Here is a 16,019-nt window from a genome sequence, read left to right as displayed (position 1 = left end):
AACCGATGAGAGGCCTGGGCGCCGCACTTGTAAAGGATCACCGGCCGGTGTCGGCGGCCATGACCCGGTTGCCGTATCAGGAACTGCTGGAGCAGCTGGAACTGCTCGAACTCGAACAGCTGGAGCCGCTCGAACCGGAACAGCTCGAGCTGCTCGAACCGCAGCTGGAGCCGGAGGAGCCACCACAGCTCGAACCGCTGCTGCCCGAGCAGCCGGAGCCGCCCCCGCAGCTGCTGCCCGAGGACCCGCAGCCCGAGCCGCTCCCGCCGCCCCCGTCACTCGCCGCACACCACATCACCGGCAGCAGCTCGGGAGAGGAGTCGGAGGACGACGAGTGGGTGTGCGGGCGGTGGTGGCGCGCACCCGACTGGGCCGCGGCGAGCCGGGTGCCGCGCGCGGCGGGCACCAGCTGCCGGCGCAGGAAGGGGTCCCGCAGGCCGCGCAGGCCGAAGAGCGCGGTCTGCACGTGCGGGGTGCGGTCGTTGACGTACGCGGAGCGCAGCGCGAGCAGCGCCCGCCGCCCGGCCCGGGTGACCCGGTTGCCGGCGCGGGACATGCAGATCAGGCCCAGGACGATGCCCGCCAGCAGCACGGGCGCCACCATCGCGATGAACGGCACGCCGGGGTCGGGGTCGAGGGCGAGGCCCACGATGGTCAGCGGGATCGACGCCACCAGCCAGACCACGCACGCCACGGCCTGGACCAGCCCCCAGCGGCGCCCGCGCCGGGCGCTGCCGGGCGGGGCGATGAGCCCCCGGTCGGCCAGGGCGTCCCCGATCTCCTGGACGGCGGGGTCGCACATGGCGCCGTAGCGCACCTGGTAGAGCCAGCCCGAGGGAGCCGCGGCGTGGGCCTGGAGCACGGCGCGCTCGGCCGGGTCGGCGGCCCGCGCTCCCGGGCGCACCTGGACGATGCCGGGACCGCCGACGACCAGGCGGCCGTCCCCGAGCATCGAGACGAGTGCGGCGTCCACGACGGTGCCGGGGCCGCCGACCAGGAACGCGGCCTCGGACAGGTCGTGGAGGGCGGCCGACGCGGCAGCGGCTCCGGGGCGGGCGCGGCGCAGCCTGAGCAGGAGCAGGACGGAGGAGACGGCGACGGCGATCCAGATCGCGACGGCGAGGATGTTCACGCGGCCCTCCCCGCGAGCGTCCGGGCCCAGCGCACGATGCGGCGTGGTGGCCTGGCCCCCGCCCGCTCCCGCCACCATGCGGTGAGCCGGCGCCGGGCGGCCGGGTCGGCCGGCAGGTCCTGGATCAGCAGGTGCTCGGCGAAGTCCAGCGCGTCCCTGCGGTATCCGGCGGTCATGGGGCGGCCCTTCGCGTAGGCGAGGAACGCCGTGCGGTAGGGGGTGCGGCCGCCGAGGATCCCGGGCAGCTCGGGAGCCACCTTGGCGACCACGTCGGCCCGCTTGGCCGCCAGCGCCCGCACCTGCACCCGGATGCGCGCGCGGTCGAAGCCCTCGGGCACGGGGGTCCCGGCCACGAGCGCCGACAGCAGCGCGGCCTGCCCGAGCGCCACCCGAGTCCGAGCCCCCTCCCCGGCTTCGGGTTGCGCCCCGGCTTCGGGCTGGGCCCCGGCCGGCGCCCCGGCGTCGGCTCGTGCCCCGGGCTCGGTCCGTGCCTCGGGCTCGTGCTGCGCCCCGGCCTGGGCCTCGGTCCCGGCCTGGGCCTCGGCCCCGGTCTTCGGCTGTGCCCCGGCCCCGGCCCGCGCCTCGGCTCCGGCCTCGGCCCGTGCCCCGGCCCCGGCCCCGGCTTCGGGCCGTGCCTCGGCTCCGTCTCGTGCCCCGGCTTCGGGCAGCGGCGCTGCCTTCGGCGCGCTCGGCTTCGGGCGGGCCGCCGCCGTGCCGCCGGCCGTGACGACCTCGCGGATCGCGGCCAGTTCGCCCGCGAGTTCCGCCTCGGGCGGGAAGTCGTCGTCCCGCTCCAGCAGGACGCCCGCCGGCTCCACCCGCGAGCGCAGCTCGGCCAGCAGGTCGAGCACGACCGGCGGTACGGGGTGCGCGTGCGTGTCGTGCCAGACGCCGTCCCGCTCGACGCCGCCCGCGACGTGGACGTACGCCAGTGCCTCCAGCGGGATCGCGTCCAGGACGGCCGCCGGGTCCTCGCCCCGGTTGACCCGGTTGGTGTGCAGGTTGGCCACGTCGATGAGCAGCCGGACCCCGGTCCGCTCGACCAGCTCCGTCAGGAACTGCCCCTCCGTCATCTCCTCGCCCGGCCACGAGAACAGCGCGGCGATGTTCTCCAGCGCCAGCGGCACGGGCAGCGCGTCCTGCGCGATCCGCACGTTCGCGCACAGCACGTCCAGCGCGTCACGGGTGCGCGGCACCGGCAGCAGGTGCCCGGCCTCCAGCACCGGCGAGGAGGTCCGTACGAAGGCGATGTGCTCGGTGACGAGCGGCGCCCCCAGCGCCACCGCCCGCTCCCCGAGCTCCGCCAGCTTCTGCGGATCCGGCCGGTCGGCGCCGCCGAGGCCGAGCGAGACCCCGTGCGGCACGATGCGCGTGCCCCGCTCGCGCAGCCGCCGAAGGGCCTCGGGCAGGTGGCCCGGGCAGATGTTCTCGGCCACCACCTCGACCCAGTCCAGGCCGTCCAGCCGGTCGACCGCGTCCGCGATCTCCGGCCGCCAGCCGATGCCCACCCCCAGGTGTGCCATGGGCTTCATGTCCCCTCGCCCCCTCTCAAAGCACTGTGTGCGGATGTCATGCACCCGACGCGGTCACGCCAACCCGCACGAGGGGACGTTCAGAGCAACATTTGAGGTTCCCGGCAGGTCGGAGGTGGCTGCCGAGCCGCCGCCGGGCAGGCGTCGGGCAGGCACCGACCAGGCGTCGGGGCAGCCGTCAGAGCCGGGCCCGCAGCGCCGGGTGGTCGGCCACGACCGTCGCGCTGCCCGGGGCGATCTCGGTGAACCCGGCGTCGCGGACCACCGGCAGCCCGCTCCCGCTCAGCTCCGCCCACCGCTCGCGCGGGGCGGTCCGTACGGCCAGGCGGAAGCCCGACTCCTGCCAGGCGGCCCGCTCCGCTCCCGTCAGCTCCCACCACGCCAGCTGGGCCGCGTGCCCGGCCTGGGCCATCGCCTTGCCGGCCGACATCTCCAGAGCGGGGTTGAGCCACAGCACCGGCAGGGCGGAGCCGTCGGCCGCGGGGACCGGTTCCGGGTCGTCGAGGTCGGTGCCCGACACCTGGAGCTTGGCCAGCTCCTTGGGCCAGCCGTCGAGGGGCACGGGCGGGAAGACCCGTACCTGTGCGGCGTCGCCGCCGACCGTGATGCCGGGCAGGGTCTCCGCCTTGCGCCACTCCGCCCCGCGCGCCCGCCGGACCACCTTGCGGATCCGCGCGTCCTGCCAGTCCCGTACGGCCTGCGCCCACTCGCCGTCGCCGTGCGCCCGTTCGTCGGTGAGCAGGACCAGTACGGCCCGGGCCGCGGTCTCCAGGGCGTCGGTCCGGGCCGGCGGCTCCGCCTTCTCGATGCGTACGACCAGCGGCAGGACGAACTGCGGGGCCTCGTCGCGCAGTACGTGCTCCCGCCGGAAGGCGCTGTCGGCCCCGACCGCGGGTACGCCTGAGGTGTCGTTCGTGTGCTGGCTGCTCATCCCGCCAAGGATGCCAGGCTCCGCCCTGAGGAGGATGTCCCGGGTGGCCGGCCCGGGTGAGGATCGGGGCCATGAAGAGTGATCTTTTCGCGTCCGAGAACCTGGCGCAGGCCGCCGCCACCCCCGGCATGAGCCTGCAGAACGCCAAGTCCGTGAAGTACAACGTCAACGGGGAGATGCTGGCCCGTCAGGGATCGATGGTCGCCTTCCGCGGCAATCTGCAGTTCGAGCGCAAGGGGCAGGGCATAGGCGGCATGCTCAAGCGCGCCGTCACGGGCGAGGGCCTGGCGCTGATGTCCGTACGCGGCCAGGGCGAGGCCTGGTTCGCCCACCAGGCGGGCAACTGCTTCATCATCGACATCGAGCACGGGGACGCCCTCACCGTCAACGGGCGCAACGTGCTGTGCTTCGACCCGACGCTGTCCTACGAGATCAAGATGGTCAAGGGCGCCGGCATGACCGGCGGCGGCCTCTTCAACAGCGTCTTCACCGGCACCGGCAGGCTCGCCGTCGTCTGCGACGGTCACCCGATCATCATCCCGGTCACCCCGCAGGCCCCCGTCCACGTCGACACGGACGCGGTCGTCGGCTGGAGCGCCCAGCTGGAGACCGGCCTGCACCGCTCCCAGTCGGTCGGCTCCATGATCCGCGGCGGCTCCGGCGAGGCGGTCCAGCTGAAGCTGAGCGGCGAGGGCTTCGTCATCGTCCGCCCGAGCGAGCTCACCGAGACGGCGGCCGCGCACTGAACCTCACCGGAGTGGGCCGCCGCTACGGCCGGCGCCGGCCCTGGGTGCTGCGCGGCGTCTGCCTGGAGGTGCCGCCCGGCGCGCTCGTCCGGGTCGAAGGCGGCAACGGGGGCGGGAAGTCCACGCTCCTGCGGCTCGTCGCCGGGATCGACGCACCCACCGAGGGGCGCGTCCGCGGACGGCCCCGCCGTACGGCCTACGTCCCGGAGCGCTTCCCGGTGGCGCTGCCGCTGACGGCCCTGTCCTACCTGACGCACCTGGGGCGGGTGCACGGGCTCGGGCGGGCCGAGGCGGCCCGGCGGGCGGCCCATTGGCTGGAGCGGTTCGGGGCCGCCGGGCACGCCCGCACCCCCATGGCCGAACTCTCCAAGGGGACCAGCCAGAAGGTCGCCGTCGCCCAGGCGCTGCTCGCCGGACCGGAGCTGCTGGTCCTCGACGAGGCCTGGACCGGACTGGATGCCCCCGCCCGGCGCGAACTCGACCTCGCGGTGGCCGAGCGCACCGCGGCCGGGGCCGCCGTGGTGTTCGTGGACCACGACCCGGCGCGGCTCGCGGGGGCCCCCGACGCGCACCACCGGGTCGAAGGAACGTCACTGGTGCCGGTCGCGCCCCCGCCCCGGACGCCCCCGGCCCCGGCGGGCCCCCGCGTACGGATCCGGGCCGCCGCCGCGCCCGGCACCGTCCTGCCGCCGGGCCTGCCCGGCCGGCCGGGCCCCGACGGCGTCGTGGAGCTGACCGCGGACGCCGCCCGCTCCGACGAGGTCCTGCGGACCCTGCTCGGCGCCCACCCGCCCTGGCACGTGCGGACCGTGGAGGAACTGCCGTGACCGCCCTGCTCCGCTACCGGGCCGCGCTGCTGCTGCGCTCGCAGCGGTGGCTCGCCCCCTTCGTCGCGTACGCGGCCTTCGTGGCCGTCGGGATCCGGCCGGGCGATCCCGTGCTGGACTCGCTCGGCTACGCGGCCGCCGGCCTCGTTCCGTTCGCCGCCTGGCTGGTCCGTGTCTGCGTCACGGCCGAGCCCGCCGCCGCCCGGGACTGCGCTGCCGCCGCGGCCGGTCCGGTACGGGTGCACGCGGCGGCCCTGCTCACCGGCCTCGCCGGGGCGCTCCTCACCGGAGCCCTGGCGGCCGGCGCGGCGCTCCTGGTCTGCGACCGGGCCGCGGCCGGCCCCGCCGCTGCCGCCGGCGCGGGCGGGCTGGTGACGGCGGTGTGCGCCCTGACCGGGGCCACCGTCGGCGCGCTGTGCGCCCGGCCCCTGGTCCGGCGCCGGGGCCACGGGGTCCTGGCCGCGGCGCTCGGCTCCCTGCTCGCCCTGGTCCTCGCGCCCTCACCGGCCCACGGCGCGGTGTCCGCCCTGGTCACGGCAGGGCGATCGGGCCCGGCACCGCTGCCGTTCACGGCCCTGGCGGCCGCGCTCGCGCTGGCCGCCGCCGCGGGCACGGCAGCCTCCCTGGCTGCCGCCCGGCGGAAGTGATGTGAATCACACGGGAGATCCGTCGATTCTTTGCCGTTCGGGTGCCCGGCCGGGCCAAAGGAGTAGGACCCGAATCGACGAACGGCAAGGAACGATCATGATCACCCTGAGGTCTTCGCGGCTGTGCCTCGACTGCCTGCCCCGGCCGGTGCCCGCGGATCCGGGCCTGTCGGAGCATCTGCTGAGCCTGTTCCACTTCTGGCACCAGACACAGGGCGAGGCCTTCACCTCCGCGACGGTCAGGGCGTTGGGCCGCATCTCGGCCGCGGCCGCCGAACTCGTCCCGCTGGAGCACCCGGAATGCCCCACCTGCCGGCGTGCTTGGGCGACCCCCTTCGCCTGCATCCTGCTGGACCTGGCGGAGGAGCTGCGGCACTGCATCTGCTGGCCGGACCGCTCTGCCATGAGGTCGGCGTTAACGGCCCGGAACGCCGCGATCGAAGGGGACAGGGTGGAGGTCGACACCTTCAGCCGGCTCTGGCTGAGGCTGGACAGGCCGGCCTCGTGGCGCCCGGCGGTGGAGATGGCCCTGCTGGGGAACTGGGTGAGCACGCTGGGCGACGGCACCGCCGACACCCACGCCCTGATCGGCCGACTGGTGCCCCGGGTGCAGGCCGAGCACCGGGACCTGCAGCCGCTGTGGGACCGCAAGGTGCGAGGAGCCCGCACGATCCTGCTCGGCAGTCCGGTGGGTGACGGCCTGGTCCTCGGTGATCTGCTCGTCACCTCGACGACTCCGGAGCACGTCGTGCTGGCGGAGGAGTTCACCGACCTGCGGATCCCCGCCGTTCTGCGGCAGCTGAGACCTTCGGAGCGGCTCGTCGCCCTTCACTGGGCCCGTCCCGGCAGCACGAGCTGGTCCGAGGCGGCGGCCCGCGTGATCGCCCTCGATGCGGACCGGCTTCGCGGCACGGCCCCCTTCGCCCTGGGGGAGCGCGTGCGCCGCAAACTGAAGAGGCTCGGGGCCCGGCACACCGAGCGGACCTCGGCCGGGTCGGGTACGGCGCGATGAGCGCGGTGCTCCACGCGATGCTGCCCGAGTTCCTCGGCAGCATCGGCGCCTCCGCCACCCTGATCGTCGGAGCCCGGATCCTCCGGCGGGTCCGAGCGGCTCTCGCCGCGTGGCGACAGGGGCGTCGGCCGGTCCGCCGGCCCCTCGACCACGACGGGGCCGACGCCCCCGGGCCGCCGGCGGGATGAGCCGCCCGGGCCTGCGCCGGACCGCCCTCCGACCGCATGCGGGCACTGGGCCCGAGGGGTTACGTACCGATCAGCTCGGACACCTTCACGAACCGGTAGCCGCGCTTGCGCAGTTCCGGGACGATCTTCTGGATGGCCTCCTCGGTGACCGGGGCGGCGCTGCGCGTGCAGTGCATCACCACCACCGAGCCGGGCTTCACCCCGGCGAGGACCTGTTCGGCCACCGCGTCCGGGTCCGAGGCGAAGGCGTCCCCGCTGACCACGTCCCACTGCACGGCCGTGACCTTGGCCGTGGACAGGGCCCGCAGCGCCGGGTCGTCGTAGCAGCCGCCGGGGAAGCGGAAGTACGGGACGGTGTTGACGGCGCCGGCCCGGTGGAAGGCGGCGAAGGCCCGGTCCACGTCGGCCCGGGCGGCGGCGCCGTCGAGCGCGGGCAGTCCGTAGCAGGGGGACTTGAAGGCGTGGTGGCTGTAGGAGTGGTTGGCGATCTCGAAGTTCGCGTCGGTCCCGATGGCCTTGGCCTGGTCCGGGTACTCCTCCGCCCAGCGGCCCGTCATGAAGATCGTCGAGGGCACCTTGAGGGTGCGCAGGGTCGAGATCAGCTGCGGGTTGTCGAAGCGCTCCCCGCCGGCGGCGCGCGGCCCCTGGTCGGAGGTCATGTCGGCGTCGAAGGTCAGCGCCACGGTCTTGTCCGTCCGCTGCTTCGCCCGCTCGAAGACGGGGGTCAGGCCGTTCGGGCCGGGTGCCAGGGTCGGAGCCCTGCCGGGCGCGCCGGCGAGCGGGGCGCCCGGGGCGCCGGGGGAGGAACTCGGGGAGGAGCTCGGGGAGGAGCTTGCGGAGGCGGCCCCGGCGCCGGGGGCGGAAGCCGCTGGGGCGGAGGCCGCGGGCGTGCCCAGGCGGGCTTCACGGGCGGCGTCCTTGGTGCCGGAGCCGCCGCCGCAGCCCGCGAGGGAAGCGGTCAGGGCGGCACTGAGTGCGGCGGCGGCCGCAACCTTGCGCACAGAAATGGTCACGCACGCAAAATATATGACTATGTGACAAGTGGACGTCTGCGGCACTCCTCCGCGTGCCGCAGGCCCCCGGTCAGTGCCGCCAGGGGCCGCTCACGGCGAAGGTGGTGCCCGGCGCGTAGGCGTTGACGTACATCGTCCGCCCGTCGGGGGAGAAGGTCACCCCGGCGAACTCCCCCCACTCCGGGGCGCCCGGCCCGCCGATGTCGTCGGCGTTGCGGGCCACCGGATAGACCTCGCCGCCCGCCGTCACCCCGAACACGTACTGCGCCCCGCCGCCGTCCTCGCACACCATCAGCCCGCCGTCCGGGGCCAGGCAGATGTTGTCGGGGGAGTCCCCGGGCAGCCGGACGTCGGTGGCCGGCCCGAAGAGCACGTCCAGGCGGAGCCGGGACCGGCGCGGATCGTAGAACCACACCTGTCCGTGGTGGTCGGCGGGCGCCCCCTCGCCCCTGCGGGCGTAGCTGGACACGAAGTGGACGCCGTCCCCGCCCCAGTAGCAGCCCTCCAGCTTCTGCGCGTGGGTGATGCCGCCCGGCCCGAAGTCCTGGTGCCGGATCGGGGTGACGGCCGCCGAGGGGTCCGGTACGGGCACCCACTCCACCGGGAACTCCGCCCCGGGCTCGTCCACCGCGGCCAGGTCGGCCAGGCCGGGGACCCTCAGGGCCTCCAGGGCGCCGCCGGCCCGCAGCGAACCGGTGCCGCCGAGCGGGCGCTGCGGCAGGAAGCGGTAGAACAGCCCGAAGGGCCGCACGAAGGCGTCCTCGGTCTCGTAGACCACCCCGCGGTACGGGTCCACGGCGACGGCCTCGTGCGCGAACCGGCCCATCGCGGTGAGCGGGACCGCGCCCGTGCGCCGCGGGCGGGCCGGGTCCACCTCGAAGACGTAGCCGTGGTCCCGGTCGTAGCCGGAGGTGCCGGCCCGGTCCTCGGTCTCCTCGCAGCTCAGCCAGGTGTTCCAGGGGGTGCGGCCGCCCGCGCAGTTGACGGCCGTGCCGGCGAGGGCGACCCGCTCGCCGGTGAGCCGCCCGTCCGGGGCGAGGTCGAGGGCCGTGCAGCCGCCGAGCGCCCCCGGGTCGTACGTCAGCCCCGCCACGGCGGGGACGCGCAGGGCGGCGGTGGCCCGGTTCTCGTGGTTGCGCACCAGCCGGACCCGGCCGCCCCCGGCGTCGAAGGCGGCCATGCCGTCGCAGTTGGCGGGTACGGGGCCCTCACCGGAGCGCAGTGGTTCGCCCGCCCGCGAGAGCACCCGGTAGGTGAACCCGGCGGGCAGATCGAGCAGCCCGCGCGGGTCGGGGAACAGCGGCCCGTACCCGCCCCCGGCCCGGGCCGCCCGTGAGGAGGCGGGGGAGCCGCCGGCGAACAGTGCGCCCAGCGCTCCGCTGAAGGCGATCGCGCCGGCGGCGAGCAGGCTGCGTCGGGTGACGGACATCGGCGGCTCCGGAGGACGTCGGGCCCCGTGGGGCGTGTCCCGCCGATCATGCCGGTCCCGCCGCGGCCCGGCCGTCAGGACACAGCCGCCGGAAGACCCTTACGGCCGGGTGGTGCCGGGGAGGCAGGTCACCGCCTGGTTGAAGGTCTCGTGCAGGCCGCGGGGGTTCTTCTTCCAGAGCCACAGGTGCAGGGCGTAGTGGACCGGCTGGCCGGGGAAGTTGCCCGGCTTGGGGCCCTTGAAGGCCGTGCCGAACATCGTGGGGCGGTCGTCGTCCGTCGTCAGCTTCTGGTCGCGGTCGTAGACCAGCCACTGCACGCCGACGAGGCGCTTGCCGCCGCGCCCGTCGTCCTCGTAGTACAGCGCGGCGGGCTTCGTCGGGTCGACGGAGTTGTCGTAGGCGTGGTTGAAGTGCGGGTAGCCGAGCGCTCCGGTCTTCCCCACCCGGTCGTACACGCAGTACTTGTCCGGCACGTAGCCGGCCGCCACCGCGTTGGCGTGCACCTGGAACCGGGCGGTCGCGGCGTACGCGGCCGCCCGGTCGGCCAGGGCCCGGCCGGCGTCCGGGCCGTGGCCGGCGGACGCCGGCGGCGCGGCGACGGCCGCCAGGACGAGCGCGGCGGCTGCGGTGAGGGCGGGGGCGAGACGTCGGGCCATGCGCGGGCTCCTCGTGACGGGCTGGCTGGTGGCACAGCAGCCCTTCCCGCGGGCCGCCGCGCCCGCCCCGCGCCCGCCCCGTACACGGCACGGACGGGCGACCGCCGATCGGCCGACGGCGGGCGGGCGGGCGGCTCACCCGAACGGGAGCCGGGCCGTTTCGCGGTGCACCGGCACGGGGAACCGGTGAGTCCGCAGACGGCCGTTGCGACGGCCACGGCCACAGCCACGGCGGAGTGCGACGGAGGGTGCGGAACATGGCGCAGCGGGATGCGGCACCGAACGGCGACGGAGAACTGCACGACATCGTGTCGGCGGTCTCCAGGGGCGCGCCGGAGTACCGGCAGTGCCCCCACCCCCTGTACGCGGCCCTGCGCGAGCAGGCCCCGGTGTGCCGGCTGACCCCGCCCCACGGGGTCGACACGTACCTGATCACCCGCCACGACGACGCCCGCGACGCCCTGTCGGACCCCCGTTTCAGCAAGGACATGCGCGGCGCCATCGACACCTACCACGCGGTGTACGGCAGCTTCTTCGACGCGCTCGACGACAACGTCCTCTTCTCGGACCCGCCCCGGCACACGCGGCTGCGCCGCATCCTGCGCAGCGCCTTCACCCCCCGGCGGGTGGAGCAGATGCGTCCCCGGATCACCGAGATCGCGGAGTCGATCCTCGCCGAGTGCCGCCGGGCCGGCACGGTCGACCTGATGGCCTCCTTCGCCTTCCCGCTGCCCGTCGCGGTCCTGTGCGAACTGATGGGCATCCCGCCGGAGGACCGCCCGGAGATCCTGGAGCAGTTCGCGGTGGTGACCCGCTCGCGGTTCGACCCCAGCCGCAGGGCGGAGCTGAAGGCGGCCGAGGAGCGGCTCCAGCACCGGCTGGAGCGGCTGATCTCGGACACCCGCGACAACCCCTCGGACACCTTCCTCAGCGACCTCCTCCGGGCGGAGGAACGGCTGGAGGACCCCGAACTGGTCGCGTCGCTGTGGGTCCTGTTCTTCGCCGGGCACAAGACCACCGCCTACCAGATCGGCAACTCCGTCCTCAACCTGCTGCTCCACCCCGACCAGGCGGCCAGGCTCCGCGAGGACCCCCGGCTCATCCCGGGGGCGGTCGAGGAGATGCTGCGCTTCGAGGGCTCGGTGGAGACGTCGACCTTCCGGTACGCGGCCGAGGAGGCCCGGATCCGGGACACGGTGATCCCCAAGGGCTCCCTGGTGCAGATCGCGATCTCCTCGGCCAACCGCGACCCGGAGAGGTTCGACGCGCCCGACGAGTTGGACGTGACCCGCGAGGGACTCCAGGGCACCCACCTGGGCTTCGGCCACGGCACCCACTACTGCCTGGGGGCGCCGCTGGCGCGGCTCGAACTCGAGATCGCGCTCGCCTGCCTGCTGCGGGAGTTCCCGGACATGGAGCCCGCCGACCTGGAGGAGACCCGGGGCGCCTGGCTCAAGGGTCCGGTGCCCGCCTTCCGGGGACTCGAACACCTCAGGATCGTCCTGGAGCCCTCGCGAACGCGCCCGGACGCGGCCTCCGACGCGGCCCCCGACGCGGCCTCCGACGCGGACCCGGACGAGCCGACCCTGGCCTCCGTGGCCTCCGGAAAGTAACCAGAGCCGATGGGCGGTGGATTGGCATGACGGATTCCGTGAGTACCCCGGCACTGCGCCTCCTGGGGACGCCGGCGGACGAACTGCGCATCGCCGCGGTGGGCACCAGCGAGGTCATCCGGATCGCCCGGGGTCCCTCCGCGCCTGCCGCGGACACGGCGGGCACGGTGCACTCGAAGATCGACATGCACCATCACTTCTGCGCCCCGGAGTGGCGCGAGTGGGCCGTGCACCACGGTCTGATCAAGCCGGAGCAGCTGCCCCCGTGGACCCGCCTCGACACCGCGGCGGCGATCCGCTTCATGGACGGCGCGGGCATCACCACGGCCGTCCTCAAGCCGATGCTGCCGGCGCGCTACCGCTCCTCGGCCCAGCTGCGCGAGGCCATCAACATCACGCTGCGGTCGATGATCGAGGTGGCGGCCTCGCACCCGGGACGGTTCTCGTACTACGTGCCGCTCTTCCTCGACGACCAGGAGGCCTCGTCCTGGGCGGTGCGCCGCGGTCTCGGGCAGCTCGGCGCCGTCGGCGTCAACGTGACCGCCAACTACGGGGGCGTCTACCTCGGGGACCCCGCCTACGACCGGCTCTTCCACGAGCTGAACGAGCACTCCGCCGTGGTGGACACCCACCCGCACAACCTCCCGGGCGGCCCGCCCGGCCCGCCCGGCGCCCCGACCGTCCCGGGCATCCCGAACTTCATGTGCGACTTCCTGCTGGACACCACCCGGGCCGCGGTGAACATGATCAGCCGCCGGACCCTGGACCGCTTCCCGGACATCTCCGTGGTCCTGCCGCACGCCGGGGGCTTCCTGCCGTACATCGCGACGCGCCTGCAGGCGCTGGGGCGGTTCTGCGAGCCGAGTGTGGAGCCCGCCGCCGTCCGCGACCACCTGAGCCGCTTCTACTACGACACCGCCGGTCCCATGGCGCCCGCCGCGACGCTGCTGGAGCACGTGCCGGCCGATCACGTCCTGTTCGGCACGGACTGGCCCGCCGCTCCCGCCGACACGGTCATGGACCTGGCCCTGCCCGCCCTCGACGCGGACCCGGCCTTCACCCCGGAGCAGCTGCGGGGGATCTACCACGACAACGCCATGCGGCTGATCCCGCAGCTGGCGACGGCCTGACGGCCCGAGGGACACGCCGAGGGGGTGCGGACCGCGCAGTGCGGCCCGCACCCCCTCGGCGGTGCCGGTGTGATCCCGCGGTCAGACGAGCTTGGCGCTCAGGGTGATCGTGGTGCCCGTCAGGGCCTGGCTCACCGGGCAGTTCTTCTTGGCGTCCTCGGCGGCGGCGAGGAAGGCGGCCTCGTCCAGACCCGGGACCGTGCCCTCGACGGACAGGTGGATGCCGGTGATGCCCTCACCCGGCTGGAAGGTGACGTCGGCCTTGGTCTCCAGGCGGGTGGGCGGGTTGCCCGCGCCCGCGAGGCCGTGCGAGAGCGCCATCGAGTAGCAGCTGGAGTGGGCGGCGGCGATCAGCTCTTCCGGGCTGGTCTTGCCGTTCGCGGCCTCGGAGCGCGCGGGCCAGGAGACGTCGTACGAACCGATGCCCGAGGAGTCGAGGCTGACGACGCCCTTGCCCTTCAGCAGGTCGCCTTCCCAGACGGTGTGCGCGTGACGCGTGGTGGCCATGGTGATCCCTTCGCAGAGGTGGGGAAACGGCCGGGCTCCCGAAAGGGTGCCCGGCGCTCCCAAACCTACTGGGACACCAGGGGTTTCGCGTCGCGCGCCAGCGCGGTGAGCCGCGATATGGCGCGGAAGTACTTCTTGCGGTACCCGCCGTTCAGCATGTCGTCGCTGAACAGCTTGTCGAAGGGGACCCCGGAGGCCAGGACGGGGACCTCGCGGTCGTAGAGCCGGTCCGCGAGGACCACCAGCCGCAGCGCCGTGGACTGGTCCGGCACCGGGCCGACGTCGGTCAGGCAGACGGCCGTGATCGAGTCGGTCAGCGCGCCGTACCGGCTGGGGTGCACCCGGGCCAGGTGCTCCAGCAGGCCGGGGAAGTCGTCCAGGCTCGCGCCCTCGGTCGCGTACGCGGCCTTGGTGACCTGCTCGTCCGAGAACGGCGCCGGAGCCTCGGGCAGGCCGCGGTGGCGGTAGTCCTGGCCGTCGATCCGCAGCGGCCGGAAGTGCGCCGACAGCCCCTGGATCTCCCGCAGGAAGTCCGCGGCGGCGAAGCGGCCCTCGCCGAGCTTGCCGGGCAGCGTGTTGGAGGTGGCGGCCAGTGCCACGCCCTGCTCGACGAGACGGCTGAGCAGGGAGGACACCAGCACGGTGTCGCCCGGGTCGTCCAGCTCGAACTCGTCGATGCACAGCAGGCGGTGCCCGCCGAGCGTCTGCACGGTCTGCTGGAAGCCGAGCGCGCCCACCAGGTTCGTGAGCTCCACGAAGGTGCCGAAGGCCTTGAGCGCGGGCTCGGCCGGGGTGGCGTGCCACAGGGAGGCGAGCAGGTGGGTCTTGCCGACGCCGTAGCCGCCGTCGAGGTAGACCCCGCGGGGAGCGGCGGGGGCCGCCGGCTTCTTGGAGAACCAGCGCTTCTTGCCGGAGCCGCTCGCGTGCGCCCCGCCCAGGCCCGCGGCGAAGCCGCTCAGCACGGTGACGGCCTCGGCCTGGCTCGGCTGGGCCGGGTCGAGGTTGTAGGTGTCGAAGCGGACGGAGTCGAACCGCGGCGGCGGCACCATCTCGGCCACCAGCCGCTCGGCGGGAACCCGCGGCTCGCGCGCGCACAGGGCCTGCGGCCCGGCGTCGGCTATCGGGGGCCGGCCTGAGCTGTAACCGGAGGTGGAGAGTGATGTCGACACAGCCCTTAACTCTACGGGGCGTGGCACACTGCACCGATGCGACGCCTGTTCCCTGTGACCGATCAGACATCAGCCCGCAGCCAGGAGGGGGCGGACCGGGAGTGGTCGCTCGACGAGCTCGCGGACGCCTACGCCTACCCCGCCCTGGCGGCGGACGGGCACTGGCTGCGGGCCAACATGGTCTCCACCCTGGACGGCGCGGCCCAGCACGAAGGCCGCTCCCAGCCCATCTCCGGCGAGACCGACATGCGGATCTTCGGCACCCTGCGGGCGCTGGCCGATGTGGTGGTCGTCGGCGCGGAAACGGTTCGCCAGGAGGGCTACCGCCCGGCCCGCGCCCGGGAGGCCTTCGCGGCCCGCCGCGAGGCCGCCGGACAGGGCCCGGCCCCCGCCGTCGCCGTGGTCACCGCCGGCATGGACCTGGACTTCTCGCTGCCCCTGTTCACCTCCCCGCTGGTGCCGACCCTGGTGGTCACCGGCGCCGCGGCGCCCTCCGACCGGGTGGCCGCGGCGAAGGCCGCCGGCGCCGAGGTGGTGGTGGCCGGCGAGGGCGCGGCCGTGGACGCGGCCCGGGCCGTACGGGAGCTCGCCGCGCGCGGGCTGCGCCGCCAGCTCACCGAGGGCGGGCCCCGCCTGCTGGGCCAGTTCGTGGCCGCCGACGTGCTGGACGAGCTGTGCCTGACGATCTCCCCGACGCTCACGGCGGGCGGTGCCCAGCGCATCGCCGGAGGCCCTTCCGTCACGGTTCCGCACCGGCTCGCGCCCGCCTGCGTACTGGAGGAGGCCGGGTTCCTGTTCACGAGCTACCGTCGGATCTGACAAGGGGCGGAATTTCTCGTTCCGCTTTGCTTCCGCTGGGCACATATACCTGCGCAGGCCCCGTGCGAGAGCGGGGCAGGATGGTTTCCGCAGGGGCCGGCCGGCCGGCCTCGGCCCATGAAGGAGAGGGCGTCCGTGTTCACGAGCGTATTGATGATCGAGCAGCCGCTGACCACGGTGGACGTGGACTTCGTCACCAGCCTCCACGGAGACGACCCGGTCTCCTTCGTCGTCCTCATGCAACCCCGTGGTGACCAGGACCGACTGCTGCGCGCCATCGACGACGTAGCGCTCGGTGAGCTGCCCGAAGCCATCCGTGAGGGTGACGAGCCCGAGGGCGAGGACGCGCTCGGCCCCGCCGCGCACGCCCTCGCGCACTCCCTGAACGCCCTGCGCCAGAAGGGCGCCAAGGCCGTGGGGCAGATCGTCGGGAAGCACCCGCTCGACAAGCTGCAGTCCGTCGTGGACGAGACCGGCGCCGACGAGGTGATCGTCCTGACCTCCCCGCACTTCGTGGAGGAGTTCTTCCACCGGGACTGGGCCTCCCGGGCGCGCCACAAGGTGGGCGTTCCCGTGCTCAAGCTCTTCGCCCACAACGAATAGGCTTGGGTCCCGCAGCCCCACAGCCCGACGTACACAAGCACCGCACTCGATCCTGGAGCGACCT

Annotated in this window: 17 protein-coding genes; 9 read left to right on the top strand and 8 right to left on the bottom strand. The window is 74.4% G+C overall.

The features are described from left to right. Positions 1 to 76 precede the first annotated feature (76 nt). From AB0O53_RS17390 to AB0O53_RS17380, 3 genes are all read right to left on the bottom strand, one after another. Entirely contained in the window at positions 77 to 1,132 is a 1,056-nt protein-coding gene (locus tag AB0O53_RS17390; protein ID WP_350993893.1) for a TIGR04222 domain-containing membrane protein, read from the bottom strand. Next, positions 1,129 to 2,655, bottom strand: coding sequence for an MbnB/TglH/ChrH family RiPP precursor modification enzyme (locus AB0O53_RS17385; protein WP_365196604.1), 1,527 nt, complete (start codon positions 2,653 to 2,655; stop codon positions 1,129 to 1,131). The genes AB0O53_RS17390 and AB0O53_RS17385 overlap by 4 nt, the downstream gene beginning before the upstream one ends. A 187-nt stretch (positions 2,656 to 2,842) precedes the next feature. Continuing rightward, positions 2,843 to 3,595, bottom strand: coding sequence for an aminoacyl-tRNA hydrolase (locus AB0O53_RS17380; RefSeq protein WP_365196453.1), 753 nt, complete (start codon positions 3,593 to 3,595; stop codon positions 2,843 to 2,845). A gap of 71 nt (positions 3,596 to 3,666) precedes the next feature. On the opposite strand from AB0O53_RS17380, the gene AB0O53_RS17375 reads away from it, so the two are divergent. The 5 genes from AB0O53_RS17375 (at position 3,667) to AB0O53_RS17355 (ending at position 7,015) form a co-directional block, all read left to right on the top strand. After that, entirely contained in the window at positions 3,667 to 4,341 is a 675-nt protein-coding gene (locus AB0O53_RS17375; protein ID WP_365196451.1) for an AIM24 family protein, read from the top strand. Next, complete coding sequence (locus tag AB0O53_RS17370) at positions 4,338 to 5,168, top strand: ABC transporter ATP-binding protein (RefSeq protein ID WP_365196601.1); 831 nt, start codon at positions 4,338 to 4,340, stop codon at positions 5,166 to 5,168. Before AB0O53_RS17375 ends, AB0O53_RS17370 begins: the two co-directional genes overlap by 4 nt. Next, entirely contained in the window at positions 5,165 to 5,815 is a 651-nt protein-coding gene (locus tag AB0O53_RS17365; protein WP_350993887.1) for an ABC transporter, read from the top strand. The genes AB0O53_RS17370 and AB0O53_RS17365 overlap by 4 nt, the downstream gene beginning before the upstream one ends. A gap of 97 nt (positions 5,816 to 5,912) precedes the next feature. Further along, positions 5,913 to 6,827 carry a hypothetical protein gene (locus AB0O53_RS17360; RefSeq protein ID WP_350993885.1) on the top strand — a complete coding sequence of 305 codons (915 nt, stop codon included), beginning with the start codon at positions 5,913 to 5,915 and terminating at the stop codon, positions 6,825 to 6,827. Further along, positions 6,824 to 7,015, top strand: a complete 192-nt coding sequence (locus tag AB0O53_RS17355) for a hypothetical protein (protein ID WP_365196447.1) — start codon at positions 6,824 to 6,826, stop codon at positions 7,013 to 7,015. Before AB0O53_RS17360 ends, AB0O53_RS17355 begins: the two co-directional genes overlap by 4 nt. Before the next feature lie 59 nt (positions 7,016 to 7,074). Here the strand turns inward: AB0O53_RS17355 and AB0O53_RS17350 are convergent, their stop codons facing one another. From AB0O53_RS17350 to AB0O53_RS17340, 3 genes are all read right to left on the bottom strand, one after another. Then, positions 7,075 to 8,028, bottom strand: a complete 954-nt coding sequence (locus tag AB0O53_RS17350) for a polysaccharide deacetylase family protein (protein ID WP_403140684.1) — start codon at positions 8,026 to 8,028, stop codon at positions 7,075 to 7,077. 70 nt (positions 8,029 to 8,098) lie between these two features. Further along, on the bottom strand, positions 8,099 to 9,457 hold the full coding sequence (locus AB0O53_RS17345) for an alkaline phosphatase PhoX (RefSeq protein WP_350993881.1): 1,359 nt from the start codon (positions 9,455 to 9,457) through the stop codon (positions 8,099 to 8,101). 99 nt (positions 9,458 to 9,556) lie between these two features. Continuing rightward, on the bottom strand, positions 9,557 to 10,114 hold the full coding sequence (locus AB0O53_RS17340) for a hypothetical protein (protein ID WP_350993879.1): 558 nt from the start codon (positions 10,112 to 10,114) through the stop codon (positions 9,557 to 9,559). A gap of 257 nt (positions 10,115 to 10,371) precedes the next feature. Here AB0O53_RS17340 and AB0O53_RS17335 point away from each other — a divergent pair, with 257 nt between their 5' ends. Both AB0O53_RS17335 and AB0O53_RS17330 read left to right on the top strand, forming a co-directional pair. Next, complete coding sequence (locus AB0O53_RS17335) at positions 10,372 to 11,727, top strand: cytochrome P450 family protein (RefSeq protein ID WP_350993877.1); 1,356 nt, start codon at positions 10,372 to 10,374, stop codon at positions 11,725 to 11,727. A 38-nt stretch (positions 11,728 to 11,765) separates the two neighbouring features. After that, positions 11,766 to 12,857: an amidohydrolase family protein gene (locus AB0O53_RS17330; protein ID WP_350993875.1), complete on the top strand. Its 1,092-nt coding sequence runs from the start codon at positions 11,766 to 11,768 to the stop codon at positions 12,855 to 12,857. 81 nt (positions 12,858 to 12,938) lie between these two features. Here AB0O53_RS17330 and AB0O53_RS17325 read toward each other — a convergent pair whose 3' ends face one another. After that, positions 12,939 to 13,364: an OsmC family peroxiredoxin gene (locus AB0O53_RS17325; protein ID WP_030847731.1), complete on the bottom strand. Its 426-nt coding sequence runs from the start codon at positions 13,362 to 13,364 to the stop codon at positions 12,939 to 12,941. Between the two features lie 65 nt (positions 13,365 to 13,429). After that, positions 13,430 to 14,485, bottom strand: a complete 1,056-nt coding sequence (gene zapE / locus AB0O53_RS17320; RefSeq protein ID WP_381895550.1) for a cell division protein ZapE — start codon at positions 14,483 to 14,485, stop codon at positions 13,430 to 13,432. An 84-nt stretch (positions 14,486 to 14,569) separates the two neighbouring features. On the opposite strand from zapE, the gene AB0O53_RS17315 reads away from it, so the two are divergent. Then, complete coding sequence (locus tag AB0O53_RS17315; protein ID WP_350993871.1) at positions 14,570 to 15,352, top strand: pyrimidine reductase family protein; 783 nt, start codon at positions 14,570 to 14,572, stop codon at positions 15,350 to 15,352. A gap of 135 nt (positions 15,353 to 15,487) precedes the next feature. After that, positions 15,488 to 15,955: an indole-3-glycerol phosphate synthase gene (locus AB0O53_RS17310; protein WP_350993870.1), complete on the top strand. Its 468-nt coding sequence runs from the start codon at positions 15,488 to 15,490 to the stop codon at positions 15,953 to 15,955. Positions 15,956 to 16,019: the final 64 nt, after the last annotated feature.

Origin of the sequence: Streptomyces erythrochromogenes (assembly GCF_040684695.1) — a bacterium.
Classification (GTDB): domain Bacteria; phylum Actinomycetota; class Actinomycetes; order Streptomycetales; family Streptomycetaceae; genus Streptomyces; species Streptomyces erythrochromogenes_C.
This window is presented reverse-complemented; position numbering and strand designations above follow the sequence as displayed.

Coding starts and splice junctions, on each gene's coding strand:
- AB0O53_RS17335 (WP_350993877.1), top strand. CDS start 10,372: ATGGCGCAGCGGGATGCGGCACCGAACGGCGACGGAGAACTGCACGAC.
- AB0O53_RS17345 (WP_350993881.1), bottom strand. CDS start 9,457: ATGTCCGTCACCCGACGCAGCCTGCTCGCCGCCGGCGCGATCGCCTTC.
- AB0O53_RS17375 (WP_365196451.1), top strand. CDS start 3,667: ATGAAGAGTGATCTTTTCGCGTCCGAGAACCTGGCGCAGGCCGCCGCC.
- AB0O53_RS17385 (WP_365196604.1), bottom strand. CDS start 2,655: ATGGCACACCTGGGGGTGGGCATCGGCTGGCGGCCGGAGATCGCGGAC.
- AB0O53_RS17380 (WP_365196453.1), bottom strand. CDS start 3,595: ATGAGCAGCCAGCACACGAACGACACCTCAGGCGTACCCGCGGTCGGG.
- AB0O53_RS17325 (WP_030847731.1), bottom strand. CDS start 13,364: ATGGCCACCACGCGTCACGCGCACACCGTCTGGGAAGGCGACCTGCTG.
- AB0O53_RS17355 (WP_365196447.1), top strand. CDS start 6,824: ATGAGCGCGGTGCTCCACGCGATGCTGCCCGAGTTCCTCGGCAGCATC.
- AB0O53_RS17340 (WP_350993879.1), bottom strand. CDS start 10,114: ATGGCCCGACGTCTCGCCCCCGCCCTCACCGCAGCCGCCGCGCTCGTC.
- AB0O53_RS17315 (WP_350993871.1), top strand. CDS start 14,570: ATGCGACGCCTGTTCCCTGTGACCGATCAGACATCAGCCCGCAGCCAG.
- AB0O53_RS17360 (WP_350993885.1), top strand. CDS start 5,913: ATGATCACCCTGAGGTCTTCGCGGCTGTGCCTCGACTGCCTGCCCCGG.